This window comes from Clostridioides sp. ZZV14-6150, assembly GCF_020657875.1.
Classification (GTDB): Bacteria; Bacillota; Clostridia; order Peptostreptococcales; family Peptostreptococcaceae; genus Clostridioides.
In genome coordinates this window covers 1-22,829 of record NZ_JAGWDA010000001.1, presented here as the reverse complement: position 1 = coordinate 22,829, position 22,829 = coordinate 1, and the positions used below count along the sequence as shown (strand labels likewise).

Genomic DNA, 22,829 nt, shown 5'->3' with positions numbered 1-22,829 from the left:
ACATGTTAGATTTAATAGATATGATTCAGATGGAACTTACAGGCTTGTATGGTCAAGAAGTGATAAGAGAAATGGGTGAAATTATAAGGCTGTATGATAAGTATGAAGGTACAGGACAACATTGGATAGAAGAGGAACACGATTATAAGCAAACAAGAAAAAAAACAAATTATATTAAAAAGTTAATTAAAGAAGAAGCAAGGTTTTTATTTGGTAAGACACCAATATTTACAATAAAACCAGAGAATGATTTGGATAAAAATAAGGCAGAAGAAATAAACCAATGTATTAATAAGATTCTAAAGAAAAATTTGTTTTCAGATAAGCTAATCAAAGCAGCTAGAGATTGTTTTATTGGTAAAAGAATAGCTATAAAGCTACATGCAGATAAAGAAAGTAAAAGCTTAAAGATAATGTTTGTACCAAGTTTAGAATTTATATATGAGCCATTTGATAACCAATTTGATGAACTTAAGAAAATTGTATTTTTCCATCAAACAAATCAAGAAGTAGAAAAAGATAAACAAAGAATTTGGAAACAAAAGTATGAAATGGTTAATGGCAAATGTATTTTAAGTGAAGGTATCTATAATGGTTATGGATTATGTATAGAAGAAATAATAAGTGATACAGATTTAAAGCTTAGTGGGATACCTTGTTATGTTATTCTTAATGATGGATTACTTGGTGATTTAAGAGGTGAGAGCGATATAGAAGAGATATTTGATAATCAGATGGCTTACAATAAGCTAGCTTCTGAGGATATAGATACTCTTAAAAAAGGAATGAATCGCATTATATACGGTGTTGATGTTGAGGAAGAATCAAGCAAACATTTTAAAATAAAACCAGGTGCTTATTGGGATGTAGAAACTTCTCAAACTGCTGACCAAAAACAAGCACAAATCAATACAATTCCTACTGACTTTGGATATGATACTAGGATAGAAAACTCACTTAATAGAATTAAATCAGATATGCATGATGTATTAAATATACCACTTATAAATAATCAGGATCTTAAAGGTATGATGACATCAGGTAAATCAATGAAAGCATTGTACTGGCAATTAATAACTAGATGTGAAGAAAAAATGAAATCATGGGGTCCAGCTCTTGAATGGCTAATACGAGCTATGATAGAAATGATAGAAGTTTATAATATAGTAAAAATACCTACATTGGACAAGGATTCTTATGAAGTAATAGTTGAAAATCAATATCCATTGCAAGAAGATGAAGACTCAGAGAAATTACTTGATATTCAACAAGTAAATGCTCAAGCAATGTCTAGGAAAACTTTCATTAAGAAGTGGAGTAATAGTAATGATGATATAGCAGATGAAGAATTACAACAAATGTCAATCGAAAGACAAATATTAGAAGAAAGTTTTAATTTGGAAGAAAAATCAGAAGCTATAGCTACAGAAGAATCAGATGAAACAATCAATGAAAAAGAATCAAAAGAAGTAGTTGATGAATAATGACTAATAAGTTCAATGAGGCTATGAAGAACGCTGAAAGAGCTAGAGATATATCATCAAATAAAACTACTAAAAAGATAAGACAATTATACAAAGATATAGCTAATGAATATGCAAAAAAATTAAATAAAGTTAACTCTAATACATTATCTGAACAATACTTAAGAGAAAGTATAGTTTACCTAAATAAAGAATATGACAGGTTAGGAAAGAAGCTAAAAAAAGATATTGAAAGTGAAATATCAAAAGTAATAAAAACTACCACAGATGAACAATTAAGCTTTTTTAATAATATATGTGATAACTATTCAGTTAATTTAAAGCCACAGTTTACTGATATGTTTAGTAAAGTTCATGAAGATGTACTAAGACAAGTTATATCTGGTAGTATGTATAAAGATAAGCTTAAATTAAGTGATAGAATTTGGGGTAATATAGATAAAACTAAGAATGATTTAGATTATATTGTAAGCAGAGGATTAGCAGAAAAAAAAGGCAGTTATGATATAGCCAAAGATTTAGAAAAATATGTTAATCCAAAGGTGAAGAAAGATTATGATTGGTCAAAGGTGTATCCGAAAAGTAATAAAAAAATAGATTTTAATGCCTATAGACTAGCATCTACATATATAACTCATGCATATCAAAAGACAGCTAAAGAAAGTTGTAAGAAGAATCCATTTGTTAAAGGGATTAAGTGGATGTCATCACATCATCCTAGAATGTGTAAAGTTTGTGCAGATAGAAATGGAAAAACATATATTCCAGAAGAGTTACCATTAGAGCATCCTTTAGGAAAGTGTACCTTTGAATATGATATTCCACTGAGTATGGAGGATATAGGCAAAGAGTTAAGAAGTTGGATAGATGGAGAAGAAAATTCTAAACTTGATGAATGGTTTAATGAATATGGATTAGAGTTTGCAGGAATAGAAGGAAAAGTTAATAAGAGTAAAGAACCAACTGAAGATGAGATGTTAGCTTTATATAAATATATGGGTGGAGATGCCTATAAAATTAATGAGAAATTAAGAAGAAATATTAAATTGACAGAAGATGATGAATGGTTTATAAATAACTTAGATAGAGTTTTAGATAAAATGCCAAATTATGAAGGTGATGTTACAAGGTCATTATATTTTTATAATAAAGAAAGTTTAGATGAATTCATAAGTATATACAAATTGGGGGGTATAGTAACTAATTATGACTATACTTCAACAACAAAAGGAAATACTTATAATCCTGATGGTCAAGTGCAGATGTATATATTAAATTCACAAAAAGGAAAAGATGTAAGTAAATATAACCCTAAAGAACAAGAAGTATTGTATAAACGAGGTTCAAGGTTTAAAGTTATTGAAATTGAAAGAATTAAGGGAACAATTCATATTTTATTAGAGGAAGTGAATTAAATGCTAACAATAGAAGAATTTATAAAGCTACCTGATGAAGAAAAAGGAGATGCTTATAAAGAATTATCTCCTCATGATATGTTTTTATGGAGAACACAATATTCGCCAATTGGATTTGAAGTGATAGGGCATGAAGAAATCTCAGAAGAGGATAGGATTAAGAATAAAAAGAGGTTTAGAGAACATCTCAAGAAAATAGGTGTAATAGAGGATTAAATACTTATAGGTTGAAATGTTTATGATTATAATATAAAATGTACTTATTATAATTAGAATGAAGATTATATGGAAGGGGATTATTATGGTAGAATTATTTAGAATATTTAATGATGAAAATTTTGTTAGATACGAATATGTAAATGATGGGATAAAGGAAGAATCTGGTATAATAGCATTAAATAAGAAAACAAAGGAAGTTATATTTGAAAGAAAAGCTCAAAATGGAAAGTCTTTAACTTTTAGAGGGAGAACAAAATATAGATTACTAAAATATGCTGAAGAAAATGTTTATCCAGAAGAAGATTATATATCAATATATTAAGAGCACTTACTTAAATTAAAAATGAGTAGGTGTTTTTTTATTGCCTTTTTTAGCTATATGTAGGCGTAAAAGAAATAAATAGCAAACTATACTAGAGAAGCAAAACTCGTATAAAAGCGTAGTGTAGGAGGGAACAATGGAAGAATTATTAAAAAGTTTAGGATATCAAGATACAGATATAAAAAACATAGTTGAAGGTATGAAAAAAGAGAAAATTTACACTTCTAAGGAAGAAAATATAGATGAGAGATACAATAAGTTGAAAGAACAAAAATCAGCCTTAGAAGAGCAAATAAAAGGTGCAAATGATACTATATCAGATTTAAAGAAAAATAGTAAAAATAGTGAAGATATAGAAGTAAAAGTGAAAGAATGGGAAACTAAATATAATGAGCTTGATAATACAAGTAAAGTCAAAATAAAAAATATGACTATAGACTATGCTATAAAGTCTAAATTATCTGGAGTAAATGAAAAATATAGAAAGCTCTTATGTAAAGAATTTGATACTGAGAAACTGGAAGTAAAAGATACTGGAGAAATTATAGGCTTAGATGAACAATTTAAAAACATATCAGAAACATATAAAGAGTGGTTTGAAAGTTCTACTCCAAGTAATACAGGTTCACCAGGTAATTTCCCAAGGAAATCAAATGTAGTCAATAATCCTTTTATAAAAGAAACATTCAATTTAACAGAGCAAGGAAAATTATTAAAAGAAAACCCTGATAAAGCTAAAGAATTTGCAGCTCAAGCAGGAATAAATTTATAAGGAAGAGAGTGATTTTAATGGCAGTAACAAAATTAAGTGATGTAATAGTACCAGAATTATTTAATCCATATGTAATAAACAAGAGCATGGAGTTATCAGCTTTATACCAAAGTGGAATAATTACGAATGATGCGAGCTTAAATGCTTTAGCTTCTCAAGCTGCACCAGTCGTAAATATGCCTTTCTTTGAAGATTTAAGTGGAGAATCAGAACAAATAATAGAAGATGCTGACTTAACACCTAATAAGATTACTTCAAATCAAGATGCAGCAGCTATATTAAGAAGAGCAAAAATGTGGGCAGCGACTGATTTATCAGCAGCTATGGCAGGAAAAGACCCAATGGCAGCAATAGCAAGCTTAGTTGGAAGCTTCTGGGCAAGAGATATGCAAAAAGAACTAATAGCAGTTCTAAATGGCGTATTTTTAGCTACAAACATGACAACAAATAAGTTAGATATATCAGCAGGAACAGGAAATGCAGCAAAATGGTCACCATCAGCTTTTATAGATGCACAACAATTATTAGGAGATGCGCAAGAACAATTAAAGGCTATAGCAATGCACTCAGCTACAAAATCAGCACTTAAAAAACAAAATCTAATAGAAACAATTAGACCAGATGCAGGTCCAGATTTTGAAGTTTATCAAGATAAATTAGTTATAGTTGATGATGGTTGTCCAGTAACTAAGGAAGGAGTTTATACTTCTTATTTATTTGGTAGTGGGGCAATAGCATTAGGAAATGGTAATCCAGTAGGATTTGTGGCAACTGAGATAGATAGAGATAAGAAAAAAGGCTCTGGAATAGACTATTTAATCAATAGAAAAACTTATGTACTACATCCTAGAGGAATAAAATTCACTAATGCAAGTGTAGCTAAGACAGAAGGGCCATCAAGATTAGAGTTAGGAAAAGCAGAAAACTGGACAAGAGTTTATGAACCTAAACAAATAAGAATAGTTGAATTTAAACATAAATTATAGAATAAATAGCTTTTAGTAGGTGAGAATATGGACTTAGAAGTTTTAAAAAATATAAAAATAGAACTAAGAGAAGAACAATCACCATTTTTCTCTGATGAAGAGATTACTCATTATTACATTAAGAATAATGAGGATTTTAACAATACCATGTATGAGTTATGTATTTTAAAGGCTGAAAATGATAGCATTAGTTTGCCTGGAGGATTAAGCATGCCAGAAAATAAGCTATACTGGTTAACCCTAGCTAAGAAGTATAAGAAAAATGGAAGTAGATGTCTATGATAGCTCAAAAAGTAAAACCAAAGATAATTAAAGCCATAAATAAGATGCCAACAAAGGGTATAGTTAAGAGAGTTGGAATAAATGAATTTGGAGAGCCATCAAATGAAGAAGATGTAGTTTGTGAAGTAATAGGGTTATATCATGAAGGAAACAGCTCTATAAGCCAAATAACAAAAGATAAAGGTACTGTAATAAAAGACAAAGAGCAATATTTGATGGTTGTTTATGATGAAGATACAAATAAAATAAAACAAGGTGATTCTATATATTTAGATAGCAGTAAATTTGTTATACAGGACCTTGGAAATCAAAACAGAATGAATATTTATTTTGATTTAAAGTTAGGAAAGGTGAGATAGTATGAGCAGTGGATTTAAATTTGATGCTAATAAATTACTTGATGCTTTAGCAAGTAGAGAAATGAAAACTAAAGCTGCACTAGGAGCTTATGCAGATACTTCATCTCAACTATTAGAAAGTAATGCTAAAAATGATAGACCATGGAAAGACCATACTCATGAGGCTAAAAATAGATTACATGGTAGTTGGGAATGGCAAGGAGATACTATAAGAATAGCACTTAGTCATGGAGTTGACTATGGATTGTACTTAGAAAAAGGCACAGGTCCACATGTCATAGAAGCAAGACCTGGTAGTTATTTATTTTGGGATGGAGCACCACATCCTGTTAAAAAAGTTAATCATCCAGGAAGTAGACCATATCCAATTATAATGCCAACTATAGAAAAGAGTGGGCCAACCATTATGAGGGGTCTTGATGTGATTTTAAAGTAGGTGAAATATGTTTAAAAAAATATATAAATACTTAAAAATAAAAGGTTTTAATGTGTATTCTATTGGTCAACATCAAGGATTATGCATAGAACCTTTTTTAGTTATATTTGAAAAAGGTCCATTACAAACAACAGAAAAGAACATAATAAAAGATTTAGTTGAGATATATGTATTTTATCCTATAGGTCAATATTCTAAAGTAAATGAGTATAAGACAAGTGTGGAAAGTGCAATGAATGAAATAATAGGAATAAAGCAAGCATATGAAGCCTTGCCTATTCTTATAGATGATGATAAACAAGCTTATTTTACAAGATTAAGCTATTTTGAGAATAAACAAATTAGGAGGTTTTAAATATGGCAGTACAAATATTAAATCAATACCCACTGACAGATGTTGTGTTAGTTCAGATTGAAACAGTTGAGCAAAATCCAGTTACATATACATTTGATACATCAGATGAGATAGGAACAGAAGAAATATTAAGTGAGGGTGAAGAATTAACCCTAAAAATAAAGAAAAAAATAATTGCAAATAGAGCAGCAGAAGATACAAGCTTAGGATATGATTTAACACTAAAAGATAATGTGTTTTGTCCAGAAATACTTCAAATTATGCAAGGTGGAACAATAGAGAATGAGGATGATGGTAGCTTTAAAAGATACTTAGCTCCTGAAGTTGGAAAAACTTTTTCTAAGAAATCCTTTAGAACTATTATATATAGTGCAGTTGTTGGACCAGGGGGAGATACTGGTCAATTTGCTAAAACTATTTTCCCAAATTGCAAAGGAAAATCTGTTCCACTTAACTTTAAAGATGGAGAATATTATTCAAATGAATATGTTATAAATAGTAGACCTAATACAGGACAATCTCCTTATGAAGTTGAAATAGTAAATGAATTACCAAGTGGATATGAAGCTACAAAGGTATTACTAAGCAGTGGCTCTGTAGCTGGTGCTATAGCTGGGAATGAAGAAATAACAGGGCTTACTATAGGAGATATATACAAAGTAACTGTTGATCCAAGTGTAACAGCAACTATTAAATATACTCTAGCAGATGGGACACTAACTACTGTTGAAGCAGATAAGGCAGCGCTTACAGGAACAAAGATAACAGGATTAACAAATGGAACGACATATAAAGTTGAAAAAGTTGAGTCAAGTATATAGATAGGTTAAAAGCTCTAGTGAATTAGCTAGAGCTTTTATTTGAAAAGGAGACAGGGAAATGGAAGAATTAAAAGTAACAAGTTTAGAGGAACTAAAAAATATAAAATTAACTGAAATAATCGAAGTTGGAAAGTTTTCAGATGGAACTATGCTAGTTGCAGAAGTTAAGCAACCTGACTTGATGGCTCTTGCAATGGCTGGGAAGATACCAAACTCGCTAATGTCAACATCTATGAGTTTAGTTGAGGATAAGGGAAATTCAAATGACACAGGAGAAAAAGTCTTAAAGAAAATGAATGAAGAGTCTAATTTCTCAAAAGAAATGTTTGAGATGATGGATATAGTTGCTAGAGAAGTGTTAGTTAATCCTACTTATGCTCAGATTAAAAAAATAGGATTAGAACTTTCTATTGAACAAAGATTAACATTATTTAATCGTATTCAAGGAGGTACAAAGTCATTAGAAAACTTTCATCAAGAGCCCACAGATATTGAGGATTCTAAATCAAGTGATAATGTACAACAAGATGCCTAGTGAGATATTAAGAATTAAAGATGAATATACTTCTTTTTGTTTTGATGAAGCCTGTATGTTTTTAGTAGATGCTATAAAAAATGATAAAAAGCTTAAATTTGAAAATGATGAAAAGAAAACTATAGATAAAAATGAGAGAAAAACTTTTGTCCAAATAGCATTAGAGAAAAAGAAAAAAGTTAATAGGTAAAATATTCTAAATGAATAGAGTGAATTAATGTTAATTTATGATATAATGATAATATGGATATTTTGCAGTGTTCAATTTCTTGTATACATTGGATGTAATCATTGAAATTACTATGATATAAGCATATTTTGTGATATATCAAAAACACTACTGGTTACTCATTGTAATTTTAATATGCTTTTACATGTGTAAGGATTGGAAATGCTCAATTTATTTTGGGGTATTATATTAACTAAGTGGTATGTAAAGGTGTAAGTGGTAAGGAAAATGTAACAAGTGTTAAACAGTATTATATTAACTAAGTGGTATGTAAAGTTTATTTTACTTGTAATTCCTCCAAGTATACCACTTGTATTATATTAACTAAGTGGTATGTAAAGATTGCTGCGACTACCGCTCCAACGCTTACAACAATTATATTATATTAACTATGTGGTCTAAAAATTGAATAAACGCACAAAACACCTACTTAAACATATAGGTGTTTTTAGTTCGTTTAAAATATTTTTAAGTAATTGGATAAATTTACTAAATCAATAGACTAAATTATTAATTTTAGATAGAATTATATTTGAATAAATAATTTAATGAGGGAGATTATATTATGAAATTAACAAAAAAAGTATTAGTTTTGAGCATAATAGCATGTTTTTCTGTAATGATGTTTGTGACAGGATGTACTAGTTCACCAGCATCTAAAATGGAGGAAGTTGGTCAAGAAATACCAAAAGAAGAGGAAGAGATACCAGAAGAAAGCATAGATAAAGATAAATTAAATCCAGATGAATTTTTGGATTATCAGATGAATGAATTTAAAAAGAGTTGGAAGACGCTACAGGGAATAGAGAAAAGTGCAAAAGAAGGAGAAATAACTAGTGATAACTTAAAAACGGGGGCTGATTTATACGAAAAACGTTTTGGGACTTTATACAAAGAAACTCAAAAATATAAAGAAAGTCATGATTTGACTGATATCCAATCAAAAGTTTTTGAGGAATTAAAAACAGCAACATTTTCAGCGCATTTGTATTGTAAAGGAATGTTAGGTGATAGTGAAGAACTAAAGAATAGTAAGGACCTTTTAAATGAAGCACTTGAAAGATATGATAATCTATGTAATCCAAAGTAATAGTATAAATGAAGCACTTACTTTAACATGAGTAAGTGTTTTTTTTATACAAAAAAATAAGTGAAGGGAGGGAAAAATATGTCCTTAGAATTAGGAACAGCAGTTGGTTATTTAGACTTAGATGGAGGGAAGTTTTTTAAAGCTCTTGCAGATGCGGCTAAACAGCTTAGTCAATTCAGTTCATACACTAAGTCCACTGGTAGTGCTATGACAGCAATGGGAAAACAAATTTCTGATACAGCAAATTCCTTGACACAAATAGGTAGACAATCAGCATTAGCAGCATCAGAATTAAATAAAATAGCATCAACTTCAAGTGGACCATTTTCATCACTAAAAAACTCTATAAAACAGACTGAGAATGAACTAAAAACAGCTAGAAACACAATAGATGCATATGCTCAAGGTATATCTAAACTTACAAGTGAAATAGATAAGTCGAAGCAAAAGTATACAGAAATAGGAAGTAAAATAGAAAGATATGAGCAACAATTAGAACGTTGTAATAGTATGTATGGAGAAAGTTCAGAGCAGTCACAAAGATATAGAGAAGCTATTGAAAGACTTAAAAATTCTCAAACTCAATTAGGTAATGAAATCGAAAATGGAGAAGATTCTTTAACTGATATGAGAACAGCTATGAATAATGCAGAGGCTGAAGCTAATAGACTTAGTGATTCATTAAGAAACATACCATTTGATGCTATTGGTGGCAAAATGAGAGATATTGGTCAAATACTAACTTCTACAGTCACAACAGGACTAGTTGCAATGGGAACAGCAGCAGTCGCAGCAGCAACAAGTACTGAACAGGCTATGGCAGTTGTTAATTCTATACTACAACTTAATACAGAAAAAGTTAAAAGTGGAAAAAGTGAGTGGGATGATTATGCAAACTCTCTAAAAGAAGGTGCTAATGAAATAGGAATGGCTTATGATGAATATGCCAATTCTGCATATAATGCTATATCTGCAAGTGTAAAGCAAGCAGATGTAACTGAATTCTTAGCACAAGCAGATAAATTAGCAACAGCAGGATTAACTGATTTAGCAAAAGCTACAGATGTGTTGACAACAATTCAAAATGCCTATGGTATGTCACAAAAGGATATGGCTCATGTAAGTGATGTTCTTATACAGACTCAAAATAAAGGCAAATTGACAGTAGATGAACTTGCAAGTTCTATGGGTAAAATAATTCCAACAGCAAAATCTCTAAATGTATCAGTTGAACAATTAGGAGCTGGATATGCTATATTAACTGCACGAGGAATTGGAGCAGCAGAGGCTACAACATATATGGGAGAAATGTATAATGAACTTGGTAAAAGCGGAACTAAAGTTGATAAAATTCTTAAAAAATTGACAAATAAAGGGTTTGCTGACTTACAAAAAGAAGGTAAAACAACAGCAGATGTTTTATTATTATTAAATAATTATGCTAAGAAAAATAGTTTATCTTTAGCCGACTTATTTGGCTCAGCAAATGGAGCAAAGGCAGCTAATGTTTTACTAGGTGATGCAGTTAATGAAACTACAGGAGAAATAATTGAAGGTACAAAGAGTGCTGATTCATTTAATCAAATGCTTAATGATATGAAAAATTCTACTGGACTTTGTGATAAAGCGTTTGAGCAACTGGATAATACTACAAAGACTAAACTTGAAGATGCATTGAATTCAACAAAGAATATGCTGTCTGATTTGGGAGAAGTTATGATGCCTGTAGTTGCGAAAGTGGCTGAAATGACAACTGCTTTTATGAAAAGTGTCAGTGAAATGGCAAAGAGTAATCCTAGTTTCGCTAGAGTAATTGTATCGATAGGAGCAATAGTCACAGCAATAGGACCACTTCTTGTAATATTAGGAACTATGGCAATTACAATACCAAGAGGAATAGATGCAATCAAAAATTTGGGTGGCGCATTTACATTTCTATCAAGAACATTAGCTGTGGTAAGAGGTGCAACAATGCCTACATCTGCTGGTATGGCAACACTAGCTAAAGGGATAGCATTTTTGACTACACCTGTAGGAGCATTAACTTTAGCACTTGGAGCATTAGCAGTAGCGATTGGAGCTAATTTAGTAAAAGAAATGAGTAAACCAGCTGTAGAGATAGATAATTTTGGAAAAGATGTTGATAAAAGTACTAAGAAAATAGTGGGTTCATATCTTGAAATGAGTGAAGAAATAACTAAGTCAGCCATGCAAATGCAGTTAGGAACTGTTACAAAAGAAATGGTTGATGATATGAGTAAAAATTTAGATGGATTAAAAGATAAGGTGCTTCCAAAATTTGAAGAATATAAAGCAAGTGCATTAGAAACTCTTAGAGGATTATGGAACCAATCAAGTGAGCTTAGTGCAAAACGAGAGTTGGAGATAACTGGAGAAGTTATCAAATCTTTAGATGAACAAAGAAAACAATATGAAGAAAACTGTGAAAGAATAAAAGCAATAGGAGAAAAAGCAAGAGAAGAAAGAAGAGAAGCCACAAACGAAGAAAAAAAAGAAATTTTAAAGCTTCAAAAAGAAAATGATGATATGGCTATCACAGTCTTATCTAAAAGCGCATCAGATGCACTTATAATAAAAGAAAGAGTACATGCTAACAATAAAAAAATGACAGTTAAGCAGGGTGCAGAGCTAAGAGCAGAGGAAAATAAAAACTATAAAGCTCAAAAGGATGATATTGAAAAAGCTTATAATGAGCAATTGCTTTTAGCAGCAATGCAAAGGAAAAAAGGTACAAAAGAAGCAAACCAAATGGCAGATGATATTATAGCCTCAGCAAAAAATCAAAGAGAGGGTTCATTAAAAGAGCTAGAAGGTCAACATAAAGAAACTGTAACTGAAATAGAAAAAATGGTTGGAGATGGCATAAAAGCCTACAATGGTGATGGAACAGTCAAGAGTAACTGGACATTATTTCAAGAAGGTACAAAAGAAGATATTAACAATGCTCAAAAAAACCTAGACAAATGGTGCAAGGATATAGATTCTAAATTTTCGACTTGGTGGAACGATTTAGTAGAGGAACTTTCTACATTTTTACCTAAATTTGTCGAAGATTGGAATAGAGATATGGAAGTCATATCTAACAACTTAAGTACATGGTGGGAAAGCATAAAAACAGGCTTTTTAGATTGGTGGAATGGTATATGTGAGGATTGGAGTAATGGTTGGCAAAAACTAAAAGATGATGCATCTACTTGGTGGGAAGATATCAAACAAGGTATATCCGATTGGTGGGATAGTATATGTGAGGGTTGGACAACTGGATGGCAGAACTTAGGTGATAACTTTAATTCGTGGTGGCAAGATTTAAAAGATAACTGGCTATCAAGTATGGAAGAACTAGGAATAGATACTTCGTCTGTTTGGGGGTTTATTACTTCTTCAATTGAAGAATCATGGAATTTCATTAAAGATAAGGCAAGAGAAATATGGGATAATATAAAAAATTACATATCAGAAAAATGGGATGAATTGAGAGACAAATCTCCTATATTTAAAACAATATCTGATATTATATCAAAAGCATGGGATTTTATAAGTGGGAAAAAATCTATTTGGAGTTCTATAACTTCTTTTGTGGCTGGTAAGTGGAATGAACTTAAATCAAAATCGCCTATTTTTAACACAATAAGTAGTCTTATATCAAAAGCATGGGATGTTATTAGAGGAAAAACAAGCATTTGGGATGTTATTAAAGGTCTTATACAAACGGCTTGGGTCAATATAAAGACTGATATAGATAGAAAGATAACACTAATAAAATCTGCAATACAAACTGGATTTAATAAAATGAAAGATTTCATGACTAAGCCATTTTCAGATGCAAAGTCAGCGATAGATAGAATTCTTGGAGGTATTTCTTCTGCTGCTAGTAAAGTAAAGAGTGTAGTCAGTGGTTTCTTTAAAAACGGTCCTATGATTCCTCAAAATAGTAATGGTTTTATTCAAAAAGATATGTTGCCAACACCAATGATGTTTAAAACATCAACTGCAGGTTTTACATCAAGTAGAGGAAGTATATTAGATTCTATTGGTAAACTTTCTAATACTATGATGAAAGGAATGGGTAGTCCATCAGGAATAATTTCGCAATTTGGTAAAGCAGGAGAAAAGTCAGCAAAAGCTTATTTAGATGGATTGTCAAACATAGAACAAGGATTAACAAATACACTTAGAACAGTCCAAGCAATAATAGGTAATGGAAACATAAAAGAAGCTCAAGAAATTAAAAAGTTTAATAAGGAAGTTCAAAAACTACAAGAAGAAACAGCTGAAGAAATAGCAGAACTAGATAAAGAACATAAGAAGAAACAAAAAGAAAGAAATGAAAAAGAAAATGAAGAAATAAAAGAAGCAGAAGCAAAAAAATATAAGAATAAAAAAGAAAAACTAGCAGCACTAAAGAAGATTAAAGATAAATATAATAAGGAATCTGTAAAAGACCAAGAAGAATACAGAGAAAAGTTGGAAAAAATTAATAAAAAGTATAATAAAAAAGAAAAAGAGGATACTGAAAAGCATCAAGAAGAACTACAAAAACTTAGAGAAGAAAAAATAAAAGCTGAAAGAGATTTCAATAAAAAATATAATAATATTAAAGAAGATTATGCTGAAAAAGTAGCAAACTTAGATAAGAAATATATTGAGGACCAAAAGAAACTCAATGAAGAGTATCAAAAGATATATGACTCAAGAGTAAAATCTTTAATGGATTATACAGACTTATTTTCTTCTGTAACATTTGAAGAAATTGACAATGATGAGTTAATGGAAAACTTAGAAGAGCAAGTCGATGTACTTAGAAAATGGGACACTGATATGGCAGATTTATCTACAAAAGTAGGTAAAGATTTATATGAGGAATTATTAGCTAAAGGACCACAAGCTCATAATGAGATAGAAGCCATCAACAAGATGTCAAAAGAGCAACTAGAAGAATACGAAAGATTATATCAAGAAAAGAAGAAAATAGCTGAAAGAAGAGCCAAAGAAGATACAGAAGATGAAAAATATAGAATAGAAAAAGAAATTGAAGAATTGAAAAAAACTTATGATGCAGAATATAGAAAACTAGGTCAAGAAATGCAAAGAAGTATAGAAGAACAAATTGAAAGTTTTAAGGATAAATTTGGAGTAGTACCAGCTATGTTTATGGAAACCGGCAAAGATTCTATGCAAGGCATGATAGATGGTATTAAATCTATGCAAGGAGCATTGGGTAAGGTTTTAAGTGACATAGTTAATTCTATAAATAAACAACTTTCTAATATAGGATTTAAAGATGTAAATATACCTACAGGAGGAAGAAAAGAAGCAGCAAGGTTTAGAAATGAAATAGAAAACTTACAAAGTATAGCATATTCAGATACTCTGGCAAGAGGGATAGCATCAAATAATTTACTGAAGGATGCAACTGTTAATATAAATAATAATAGTAAAGTTGACAGTGAAAAAAGTAGTGATAAGAAAGTTGAGTTGACTTTACATATAGAAAAGTTTATAAATAATACTAAACAAGATATAGAGCAAATAGGTTCTGAAATAGCATTTATTACAAATAGAAAACTAAAGTTTTAATGTGATAATATCTTTTCAATATCCAAATTGTGGTATAATACTTTTAGCAAGAAGATGTAACCTATAATCTAAGAGTGGAGTTCATACTGAGATAAAACCTACTTTCTAATGAAAGGAGGTGGTAAGTATGAACAACTTTTTACTTAATGTAATAGCTGGTGTTATTGCTAGCTTAATATTTTGCTTAATAAGTAAGATATTTGCAAAAGTAAAAAGCCACTCTGTGCGAAAGAGTGGCTGGGAGTTTGATTTAAAAATCAAATTCCATAAAAAATAATTAGCTTTTAATTATGAACTCCGCTCTACTGACAATAGATTGTAGTTCTTCTTGCTTTTATTATATCACATCTTAGCAAAAATATGCAAAGTAAATAGAAGGGGATGTATCAAAATAAAAATTTGAATCATCTCTTTTTTTATATATAGGAGGTGATAATTTGGCTTTACAATACTGTGTCAGTGAAAATGAACTAGTTTCTTTTCAATATGGCGAAATAAATAGTAGAGATTTTGGTATTGTAATTACAGATATTAATGAACTTGCATCGCCAGAACGTAGATTTGAAAGAATAGAGATACCAGGAAGGAATGGCAGTCTCATTTTAGATGAAGGTTGTTATAGCAATTTTAATCTTGAAATAGAATGCTATATAGATGTAGATGGTAAAGATATTAATATACTAGCATCTGAAATAAAGATGTGGTTACAAACTGACTTTTCATATAAAAATCTTATTATAAGTAGAGACCCAAACTATTATAGAGAAGCGATTTGTATTAATAAACTAGATTTAGAGGAAGTTATAAAAGATTTAGGATATTTTAAGATTACATTTGAATGTAAACCACTTAAGAAACAATTATTTAATAATTTAATTACAATAAATGAATCAAATTCTAAGCTAATAAACACTGGAATGGCTTCGTATCCTCTTATAAAAGTATTTGGAAATGGAGATATAACATTAGAAATAAATAATGAGGTGATAGAACTTACAGAAGTTCAAGGGCATATATATATTGATTGTGAACTTATGAATGCATATAAAATAGATATTCATACAAATGATGTAGTCAATGAAAATAGTAGGATGTTTGGAGATTTTCCAACATTTAAACATGGTGAAAATATAATAACATACTCTGGAGATGTAGAAAAAATAGAGATAGAACCTAGATGGGTGGTGTTATAGATTGCTTAGATTATATACAGCAAATGAAACAAATTTTAAAAATAATGGTTTGGGGATTCTAAAAGATGCAGTTGAAACAAAAGTTACAGAAGAATTAAATGGACTATTTGAGTTAGAGTTTACATATTATGTGGGCTCTTTTTTATTTGATGAAATTGATTATAATAAAATAGTTATGGCTGATGCTTCTCCAAGACTTAAAAATCAATTATTTAGGATTTACTATATTTCTAAGGAACTTGATGGAAAAATATTAGTTAAAGCAGAACACATTAGTTATGACTTATTAAATAATTTTATAGAAAACTTAGAACTTAAAAACGTTACTTGTGAAGAAGCTCTTAATCAAATATTTAGGTCATGTACTGAAGAAAATAGATTTGTAGGATATTCAGATATAACAGGAAATAAAGACTTTTCAATATCTTGTGTAAGCCCACATAATGCTATATCTGACATACAAGAATTATTTAATAATAAGTCTAAACTAAAAAGAGATAATTTCAATATAAGTTTATTAAATAATATTGGAGAAAGTAACAATGTATTACTAGCATATAGAAAGAATATAATAGGTCTAACAGCTACTTATGATACACAAGAAGTTATAACTAAGATATATCCATATGCAACTAAAAAAAGTGGTAAAAATAAAAAAATTACACTACCAGAAAAATATATAGAAAGCAAGTATATAAATAATTATCCAACTCAAAGAATTGTTGCAGTTGATTTTTCAGATGATGATGTGAAGAATGAAGAAAGCTTAAGGAATAAATGTAAAGACTATTTTACTGAAAATAATGTTGATTTGCCTAAAGTTACTTACAAAGTTGAATTTGTAGATTTATCAACTACAGAAGATTATAAAAACTATAAGATGCTTGAGACTGTCAGTATGGATGATGAAATAATAGTTAGAGATTATAGCTTAGGTATAAATGCTACTGCAAGGGTAGTAAAAACTGAATATAATCCAGTATTAAAGAAATACAATTCGGTTGAAATTGGTGACTTAGTAAATCATTTTAAAGACGAAAGGATAGATGATTTAGAAGAAAAAATAGATAAGGTTCAAAACAATGTAGATAATATTGTAATTGAAAGTGATAATTTTCCAGATACACTTCCAGAGCCTTCAAATGTCACAGCATTAGGGTTATGGAGTATGATTCAGTTAGATTGGACTTTTGATAATAAACTATATTATAACTATGAAGTATATGCATCTCAAATAAAAGGATTTGAACCAGATACTATAGGATATACAAATAGGATATATGTGGGTCAAGCAAGTTCATTACTCCATGAAGTTAAGCCTATGCAGACTTGGTATTATAGAGTAAGGGCAGGAAATACACATGATAACTATAATGAATTTTCAAATGAAGTTAGTGCAACAACTAGAAAATTAAGTGATGCAGCTGAATATTTTGAAGAAGCAGCTATAGGTCATGCAGTTATAAGAGATTTAGATGCAGATAAGATAAATGTAGGAAAAGTAAAAGGGCAGTATATTGAGGCAAAGAATTTAGTTGTAGTTGATGGAAATAGCCAAACAACTCTAAATATAGATAGTTTTGGAAATGTTCATGTAGGAGCAACTACATTTACATTAAAAGGTAAGTCATTGGAATCCATTATTGGTGGAGAAATAGATAATATAACTCAACTTGAGATATTTAATAAGTTAACTAATAATGGTCTTGCAAAGGGATTATATATGGTTGGGAATGAGTTATATCTAAATGCTAGTTATATAAAAACTGGTACTTTAGAAGGTCAATTTATAAATGGTAGAAATTTAACTGTAAGAGATAATGATGGATATACAACTTTACAAGTGGATAGTAATGGAAAAGTTAATATAAGAGCTAATGAGTTATCTATAGGTGATAAAAATAACTATGAAAGTGTTTTAACTAGTGACCAACAAGCAGTATTTGATGCATTAACAGGGAATCGAAATTGTGGAATATATTTGAGTGGAAGTAGATTATATATAAATGCTGATTATATAGATACAGGTACTATTTTATGTGACAGAATAGGTGCTAGTTCATCAAACCCAAGAATATTACTTTTTTCAGGTAATGGAGCTGAATGTGCAATAGATGCTACTGCATTAAATGGAGTTGGTATAGGTAAATCAATTAGATTCCAGTATGATAGAAGTCATTATGTAGCTGTAGATGGTTCTTCGATAAATTTTTATATAGGTAGTACAACTATTTATAATAGATTTGCTAGCTCAAGTGTTTATTTTTATCAGGATGAAATTAGGTGGGATGATGCAGTTTTTGATATGTCTGGAGCTTTAAGGTTGTATACTAAAAGTGAAGAAACTGGTTTTGTAGCATGGAATGATGGAACTGCTGCCATTTATTGTGATGGAAGAGAAAGACATGCTTTTTATGATGATGGAACTAAAAAAGGAGGTTCTATTGAAATTGATGGAACTATTTTTGGTATGTCACCAGTTGACAGTCCTCAAACATTAATAGAAGATATTTTATTTGATGTAGAAGTGGAAGAAACAGGAACTATAGTTAAATTAGACAGTACTTATGCTAAAGCTATTTCAAGATATGCTGTATTCCCTTCTAATGGAAAAGTTGAAGTTGTAGAAAAGCAGGATGGATATTTTAAAGTATCTGGATATACTGGGAAAGTAGATTTTAGTGTAAAGGGAAATAGAATTGATAAAGAACATGAATATTTTTCAATAATGGGAGGAGAAGAACAACATGGCAATTTCTAAGGATATAACAAATGCAATGGGGCAAACTGCTAACTATTGGAGGATAACAACAATAAATAGTAGTTATGGTGCAAAAAAATGTAATGTATTTATTGCTGGATATAAAGACGAACAAAGAAGATTAGATAATAAGCAACCAATAATTGTTAAAAATTATATGATGAAGGAAGATGATTTTGCCTTATATTTAGATACAAATACACTAGATATAAGTGGAGTAAATCAAGTTCAAGCTTGTTACAATTGGTTAAAAGAAAGTGTTGAAGAGTTTAAGGAAGGAATAGATGCATAGAGAGGATGTGATAAATCTTGAGAGATAGAGTTTATATTGTAGACATCAACACAAAGATGTATCAAATAGCAAGATATAAGCAAAACGATAATAATGTATCTTATAACATGAGAATAGTACAAGATTCTATAGATGTTGATCTAACTGGATATACAGCATTAGCATTTTTTAGTTTACCAAGTGGAAGAATTACTCAAAAAAATTGTACTATAGAAGGTTCAACTGTTTATACTGAATTAAGTCATATAGAGCTTTCAGAAGAAGGAGAGGTTACTTCTGAGATAACTTTATATAAAGATGATAAGGTAGTTACTACATTTTCTACAATAATAAAAGTTGAAAAAAGTATAAATAGAAATGCTATAGAGGATGAGCCTAGCTGGGATATAATAAAAGACATATTAAATGTATTAAGTTATGAAGAAGAAAGACAAGAAAATGAAAATGTAAGAAAATCTAATGAAGAAATTAGAATAAGTTCTGAAAATGTTAGAATTGGAAATGAGAATGTAAGGATTGAAAGTGAGAATCAGAGAAAAGATAGTGAAGTTGAAAGATGTGAGAGTGAGGAAGTAAGAAAAACACAGGAACTTACTAGAGAAGCTAATGAAGAAACAAGAAAGACAAGTGAAACGACAAGAGAAGCCAATGAAGAAATAAGAAAGACAAGTGAAATAACAAGAGAAGCTAATGAAGAAATAAGAAAAGCAAATGAAATAGTAAGAGAGTCAAGTGAAGAAACTAGAAATACTAATGAGGAAACTAGAGAAGGCAATGAGACTGTTAGAAAAGCAAATGAGGAACTAAGAAAAACTAGTGAAGAAACAAGAGAAGGCAATGAAAATACTAGAAAAGCAAGTGAAGAAATTAGAAATGGCAGTGAAGAAACAAGAGTCACTAATGAAGTAGCTAGGCAAGAATCAGAAACTAAAAGAGAAGAAAGTGAAGACTTTAGAAAAACTAATGAAGAAACAAGGGAAGAAAATGAAGAATTAAGAAAAAGTAATGAAAATACTAGAAAAGCAAGTGAAGAAGTAAGAAAGACTAGTGAAGAAACTAGAAATACTAATGAGGAAGCTAGAAAAGCAAGTGAAGAAATAAGAAAAACCAGTGAAATAACTAGAAATACCAATGAAGAAACAAGAAAAGCTAGTGAAATAACGAGGGAAACTAATGAAGAAACAAGAAAAGCAACTGAAATAATAAGACAAAATTCAGAGATTAAAAGAGAAGAGAATGAAGAGCTTAGAGAAAGCAATGAGGAAACTAGAGAACTAAATGAGTCAACTAGACAGACATCTATAACTAATATGCAGAAGAAAGTAGATGATAAGGTAGTTGAGGTTGATAATAAAATAGTTGAAGTAAATACTGCTAAGACAGATATGACAACTACTGTAAGTAATAAGATTACTGAATTTGAAAATAGATTTGAAGAACTTGAAAGCCTTGATGCTAGAGGCGAGTTAATGCAAGCTAGAGAAACTATTGATGGAACTGTAAAGGACACTTTAAAGGATAGATTAACTTATGATTTTGAAAAGGTTAATGAAAAAATAGCCGAGATGACTTCTGCCGCAACTAATATAGCTTTCAGTAAATCTTATGTTGAATCTGATTGGATTGCTGATGGAGAATATTTTAAACTTACAGTTAATCATAATCTTGTTACAGAAAATATATTCGTTGCGATACTCGATGAATCAACTAAAAAAAGTATGACTAATTCTTATACTGTAGTAGATAATAATACGATAGATATTTTTAATGAATTAGCTATAGATGTAAAAGTAACTGTTGTAAATGGTAATACAAATAAAGAAGTTATAAACGCTACAATAAATGATAATATAACAACACTAGATAGTACTTACTCTAGTGTTAAAATTGATGCAAAAATTGATGATAGTAAAAACAATATTTATTTAGAACTTAACAAAAAAGCAAGTAAAGAAAGTTTGGATATGATATTACAACTATTAGAAAATAGTAAAAAATATACAGTAACTTATAATATTAATTTACCAGAAGGATATTTAAACGAAAATGTTGTATTGCCAAATCCCATAACAGTATTAGGTAATATAGAAGTCAAACTATGTTCTCCAAATATTACAGATTTAATTGAATATCGATTTAAAGGTTGGTCATTAACTGAAAGTGGAGATGTAATTGAAAGATGCATAGCTACAGATGACATCACTTTGTATGCTATCTGGTATAAATGTATTAATGTTACATATGAGTTGAATCTTCCTAATGATTTTCAAGGTACTCCTATTCCAGATTTACCTGCTGATGAAAATAAATATATTTTAGGAGATATAGTTACTCTTTTGCAATTAAGTAATTATGATGAAAATAATAAAGAATATAATTATAAGTTTTGTGGCTGGTCATTAACTGAAAGTGGAGATGTAATTGAAAACGCTACTATAGAAAACGAGCATGTACAATCAGATGGCTTACATTTATATGCAGTTTGGAAAAAATATAGATATGTTACTTATAATGCTAATTTTCCACCAGAAGAATATCCTTTAAATAGAACAGGTGAAGTGCCTGTTGATACAAATAGATATGTTGAAGGTGATACAGTTACTGTATTAAAAAATAGTGAAAATAATCCACTAGGTGGAGAGGAAGATAAAGACAAATTTTTAGGTTGGGCTTCTAATATAGAAAAAGCTCAAATTCCTGTAATAAAATCTGATGTAGAAGAAAATATTGTTATAGGTAAAGAAGATATAACATTATATGGTATGTGGGGAAAATATAGGATTGCATATGGTTCAAATGGAAAACCTGGTTCTAGTATAACTGGTCATGCACCATATGACCCGCATTCATATTTAACAGGTGCAAGTGTAATTGTACCATCCAATCCAGGTAATTTAGATATAGGTTCTTATGAACTTCTGGGATGGTCAACTGTAAAAGATGATGAGTCAACTATGCTAAATTTTGGAGATAGAATAATGATTGATAAGAGTAATATTATCTTACAGGCATTTTGGAGAAAACTTTAATAATAACTTTTGAATCTAAATAAAAAGAAGGTGATTAATTGTTAAATGAAGATGTAGTAAAAAATATTAATAAATTAAATAATGAGCAGGATAACATTAACTTAGAACTTAGTAATAAAGTGAATAAGGAAGATTTAGATAAACTAATTCAAGGTGGTACTAATATAGCAACATCTAAGCTTATAGTTCAAGATGATTGGACTTTGGAAGAAGATAATTATAAAACTTTAGTCGAGCACAATCTTATAACAAGAAAGATACTTGTAAATATAATAGATACTGCTACAAATGAATCTATATTAGCATCATATAAAATAATTGATGATAATAAAATAGAACTTTTTAATGAATCTAATGTTAACTGTGAATGTGTAGTTGTAAATGGAAACTCTGCTATAAACGTTGTAACAGCTAATAAAATAACTGTAGATGATATAGCTAATAATTTTGAAAGTAGTACTGTGGAAGGTGCTTTGGGAGAACTTTTTCAATTTGTCAGTGATGGGAAGAAATTAATCGCTACTGCTATTACTGACAAAAAAGTTCCAACTAATAGTAGTGATACATTTCCAACTATGGCAAGTAATATTAGTAATATAAAACAAATACCTGATATGCATGATGATGTTGAAGAAATATGGCAGTTTACAG

The 22,829-nt window shown here is 29.8% G+C and carries 21 protein-coding genes; all 21 read left to right on the top strand.

The annotated features are described in order from the left end of the window. The first annotated feature begins 2 nt into the window (after positions 1 to 2). Entirely contained in the window at positions 3 to 1,484 is a 1,482-nt protein-coding gene (locus tag KGF41_RS00105) for a phage portal protein (protein WP_227856235.1), read from the top strand. Further along, positions 1,484 to 2,899 (top strand): ADP-ribosyltransferase, encoded by a 1,416-nt coding sequence (locus KGF41_RS00100; RefSeq protein ID WP_227856234.1) that lies wholly within the window; start codon positions 1,484 to 1,486, stop codon positions 2,897 to 2,899. Before KGF41_RS00105 ends, KGF41_RS00100 begins: the two co-directional genes overlap by 1 nt. Further along, positions 2,900 to 3,115 (top strand): hypothetical protein, encoded by a 216-nt coding sequence (locus KGF41_RS00095; RefSeq protein ID WP_227856233.1) that lies wholly within the window; start codon positions 2,900 to 2,902, stop codon positions 3,113 to 3,115. Between the two features lie 85 nt (positions 3,116 to 3,200). Beyond that, the gene (locus KGF41_RS00090; protein WP_227856232.1) at positions 3,201 to 3,440 is read left to right on the top strand and encodes a hypothetical protein; all 240 of its coding nucleotides are present in this window, start codon (positions 3,201 to 3,203) and stop codon (positions 3,438 to 3,440) included. Between the two features lie 136 nt (positions 3,441 to 3,576). Beyond that, positions 3,577 to 4,212: a phage scaffolding protein gene (locus KGF41_RS00085; RefSeq protein WP_227856231.1), complete on the top strand. Its 636-nt coding sequence runs from the start codon at positions 3,577 to 3,579 to the stop codon at positions 4,210 to 4,212. 17 nt (positions 4,213 to 4,229) lie between these two features. Then, positions 4,230 to 5,198, top strand: coding sequence for a major capsid protein (locus KGF41_RS00080; protein ID WP_074179716.1), 969 nt, complete (start codon positions 4,230 to 4,232; stop codon positions 5,196 to 5,198). A 27-nt stretch (positions 5,199 to 5,225) separates the two neighbouring features. Next, the gene (locus KGF41_RS00075; RefSeq protein ID WP_227856230.1) at positions 5,226 to 5,480 is read left to right on the top strand and encodes a hypothetical protein; all 255 of its coding nucleotides are present in this window, start codon (positions 5,226 to 5,228) and stop codon (positions 5,478 to 5,480) included. After that, entirely contained in the window at positions 5,477 to 5,839 is a 363-nt protein-coding gene (locus tag KGF41_RS00070; protein WP_074179718.1) for a hypothetical protein, read from the top strand. The genes KGF41_RS00075 and KGF41_RS00070 overlap by 4 nt, the downstream gene beginning before the upstream one ends. A 1-nt stretch (position 5,840) precedes the next feature. Beyond that, a complete protein-coding gene (locus KGF41_RS00065) occupies positions 5,841 to 6,275 on the top strand; it encodes a hypothetical protein (RefSeq protein ID WP_227856229.1) in 435 nt (144 codons plus the stop codon). Positions 6,276 to 6,282: 7 nt separating this feature from the next. After that, the gene (locus tag KGF41_RS00060) at positions 6,283 to 6,630 is read left to right on the top strand and encodes a hypothetical protein (RefSeq protein ID WP_074179719.1); all 348 of its coding nucleotides are present in this window, start codon (positions 6,283 to 6,285) and stop codon (positions 6,628 to 6,630) included. Between the two features lie 2 nt (positions 6,631 to 6,632). Continuing rightward, the gene (locus KGF41_RS00055) at positions 6,633 to 7,451 is read left to right on the top strand and encodes a hypothetical protein (protein WP_227856228.1); all 819 of its coding nucleotides are present in this window, start codon (positions 6,633 to 6,635) and stop codon (positions 7,449 to 7,451) included. 58 nt (positions 7,452 to 7,509) lie between these two features. Next, positions 7,510 to 7,986 carry a hypothetical protein gene (locus KGF41_RS00050; protein ID WP_227856227.1) on the top strand — a complete coding sequence of 159 codons (477 nt, stop codon included), beginning with the start codon at positions 7,510 to 7,512 and terminating at the stop codon, positions 7,984 to 7,986. Then, a complete protein-coding gene (locus KGF41_RS00045) occupies positions 7,967 to 8,176 on the top strand; it encodes a hypothetical protein (protein ID WP_107576397.1) in 210 nt (69 codons plus the stop codon). Before KGF41_RS00050 ends, KGF41_RS00045 begins: the two co-directional genes overlap by 20 nt. A 604-nt stretch (positions 8,177 to 8,780) precedes the next feature. Beyond that, positions 8,781 to 9,305 carry a hypothetical protein gene (locus tag KGF41_RS00040; protein ID WP_227856226.1) on the top strand — a complete coding sequence of 175 codons (525 nt, stop codon included), beginning with the start codon at positions 8,781 to 8,783 and terminating at the stop codon, positions 9,303 to 9,305. Between the two features lie 78 nt (positions 9,306 to 9,383). After that, on the top strand, positions 9,384 to 14,903 hold the full coding sequence (locus tag KGF41_RS00035) for a phage tail tape measure protein (protein ID WP_227856225.1): 5,520 nt from the start codon (positions 9,384 to 9,386) through the stop codon (positions 14,901 to 14,903). Positions 14,904 to 15,030: 127 nt separating this feature from the next. After that, positions 15,031 to 15,180: a type I toxin-antitoxin system toxin gene (locus KGF41_RS00030; protein ID WP_021365409.1), complete on the top strand. Its 150-nt coding sequence runs from the start codon at positions 15,031 to 15,033 to the stop codon at positions 15,178 to 15,180. A gap of 160 nt (positions 15,181 to 15,340) precedes the next feature. Then, positions 15,341 to 16,096 carry a distal tail protein Dit gene (locus KGF41_RS00025; RefSeq protein ID WP_227856224.1) on the top strand — a complete coding sequence of 252 codons (756 nt, stop codon included), beginning with the start codon at positions 15,341 to 15,343 and terminating at the stop codon, positions 16,094 to 16,096. 1 nt (position 16,097) lies between these two features. Continuing rightward, the gene (locus tag KGF41_RS00020) at positions 16,098 to 18,857 is read left to right on the top strand and encodes a phage tail spike protein (RefSeq protein ID WP_227856223.1); all 2,760 of its coding nucleotides are present in this window, start codon (positions 16,098 to 16,100) and stop codon (positions 18,855 to 18,857) included. Next, a complete protein-coding gene (locus KGF41_RS00015) occupies positions 18,844 to 19,149 on the top strand; it encodes a hypothetical protein (RefSeq protein WP_227856222.1) in 306 nt (101 codons plus the stop codon). The genes KGF41_RS00020 and KGF41_RS00015 overlap by 14 nt, the downstream gene beginning before the upstream one ends. Before the next feature lie 17 nt (positions 19,150 to 19,166). Continuing rightward, the gene (locus KGF41_RS00010; protein ID WP_227856221.1) at positions 19,167 to 22,178 is read left to right on the top strand and encodes a hypothetical protein; all 3,012 of its coding nucleotides are present in this window, start codon (positions 19,167 to 19,169) and stop codon (positions 22,176 to 22,178) included. Between the two features lie 38 nt (positions 22,179 to 22,216). Next, positions 22,217 to 22,829: hypothetical protein (locus KGF41_RS00005; protein WP_227856220.1), on the top strand; the 613-nt coding region annotated here is incomplete at its 3' end.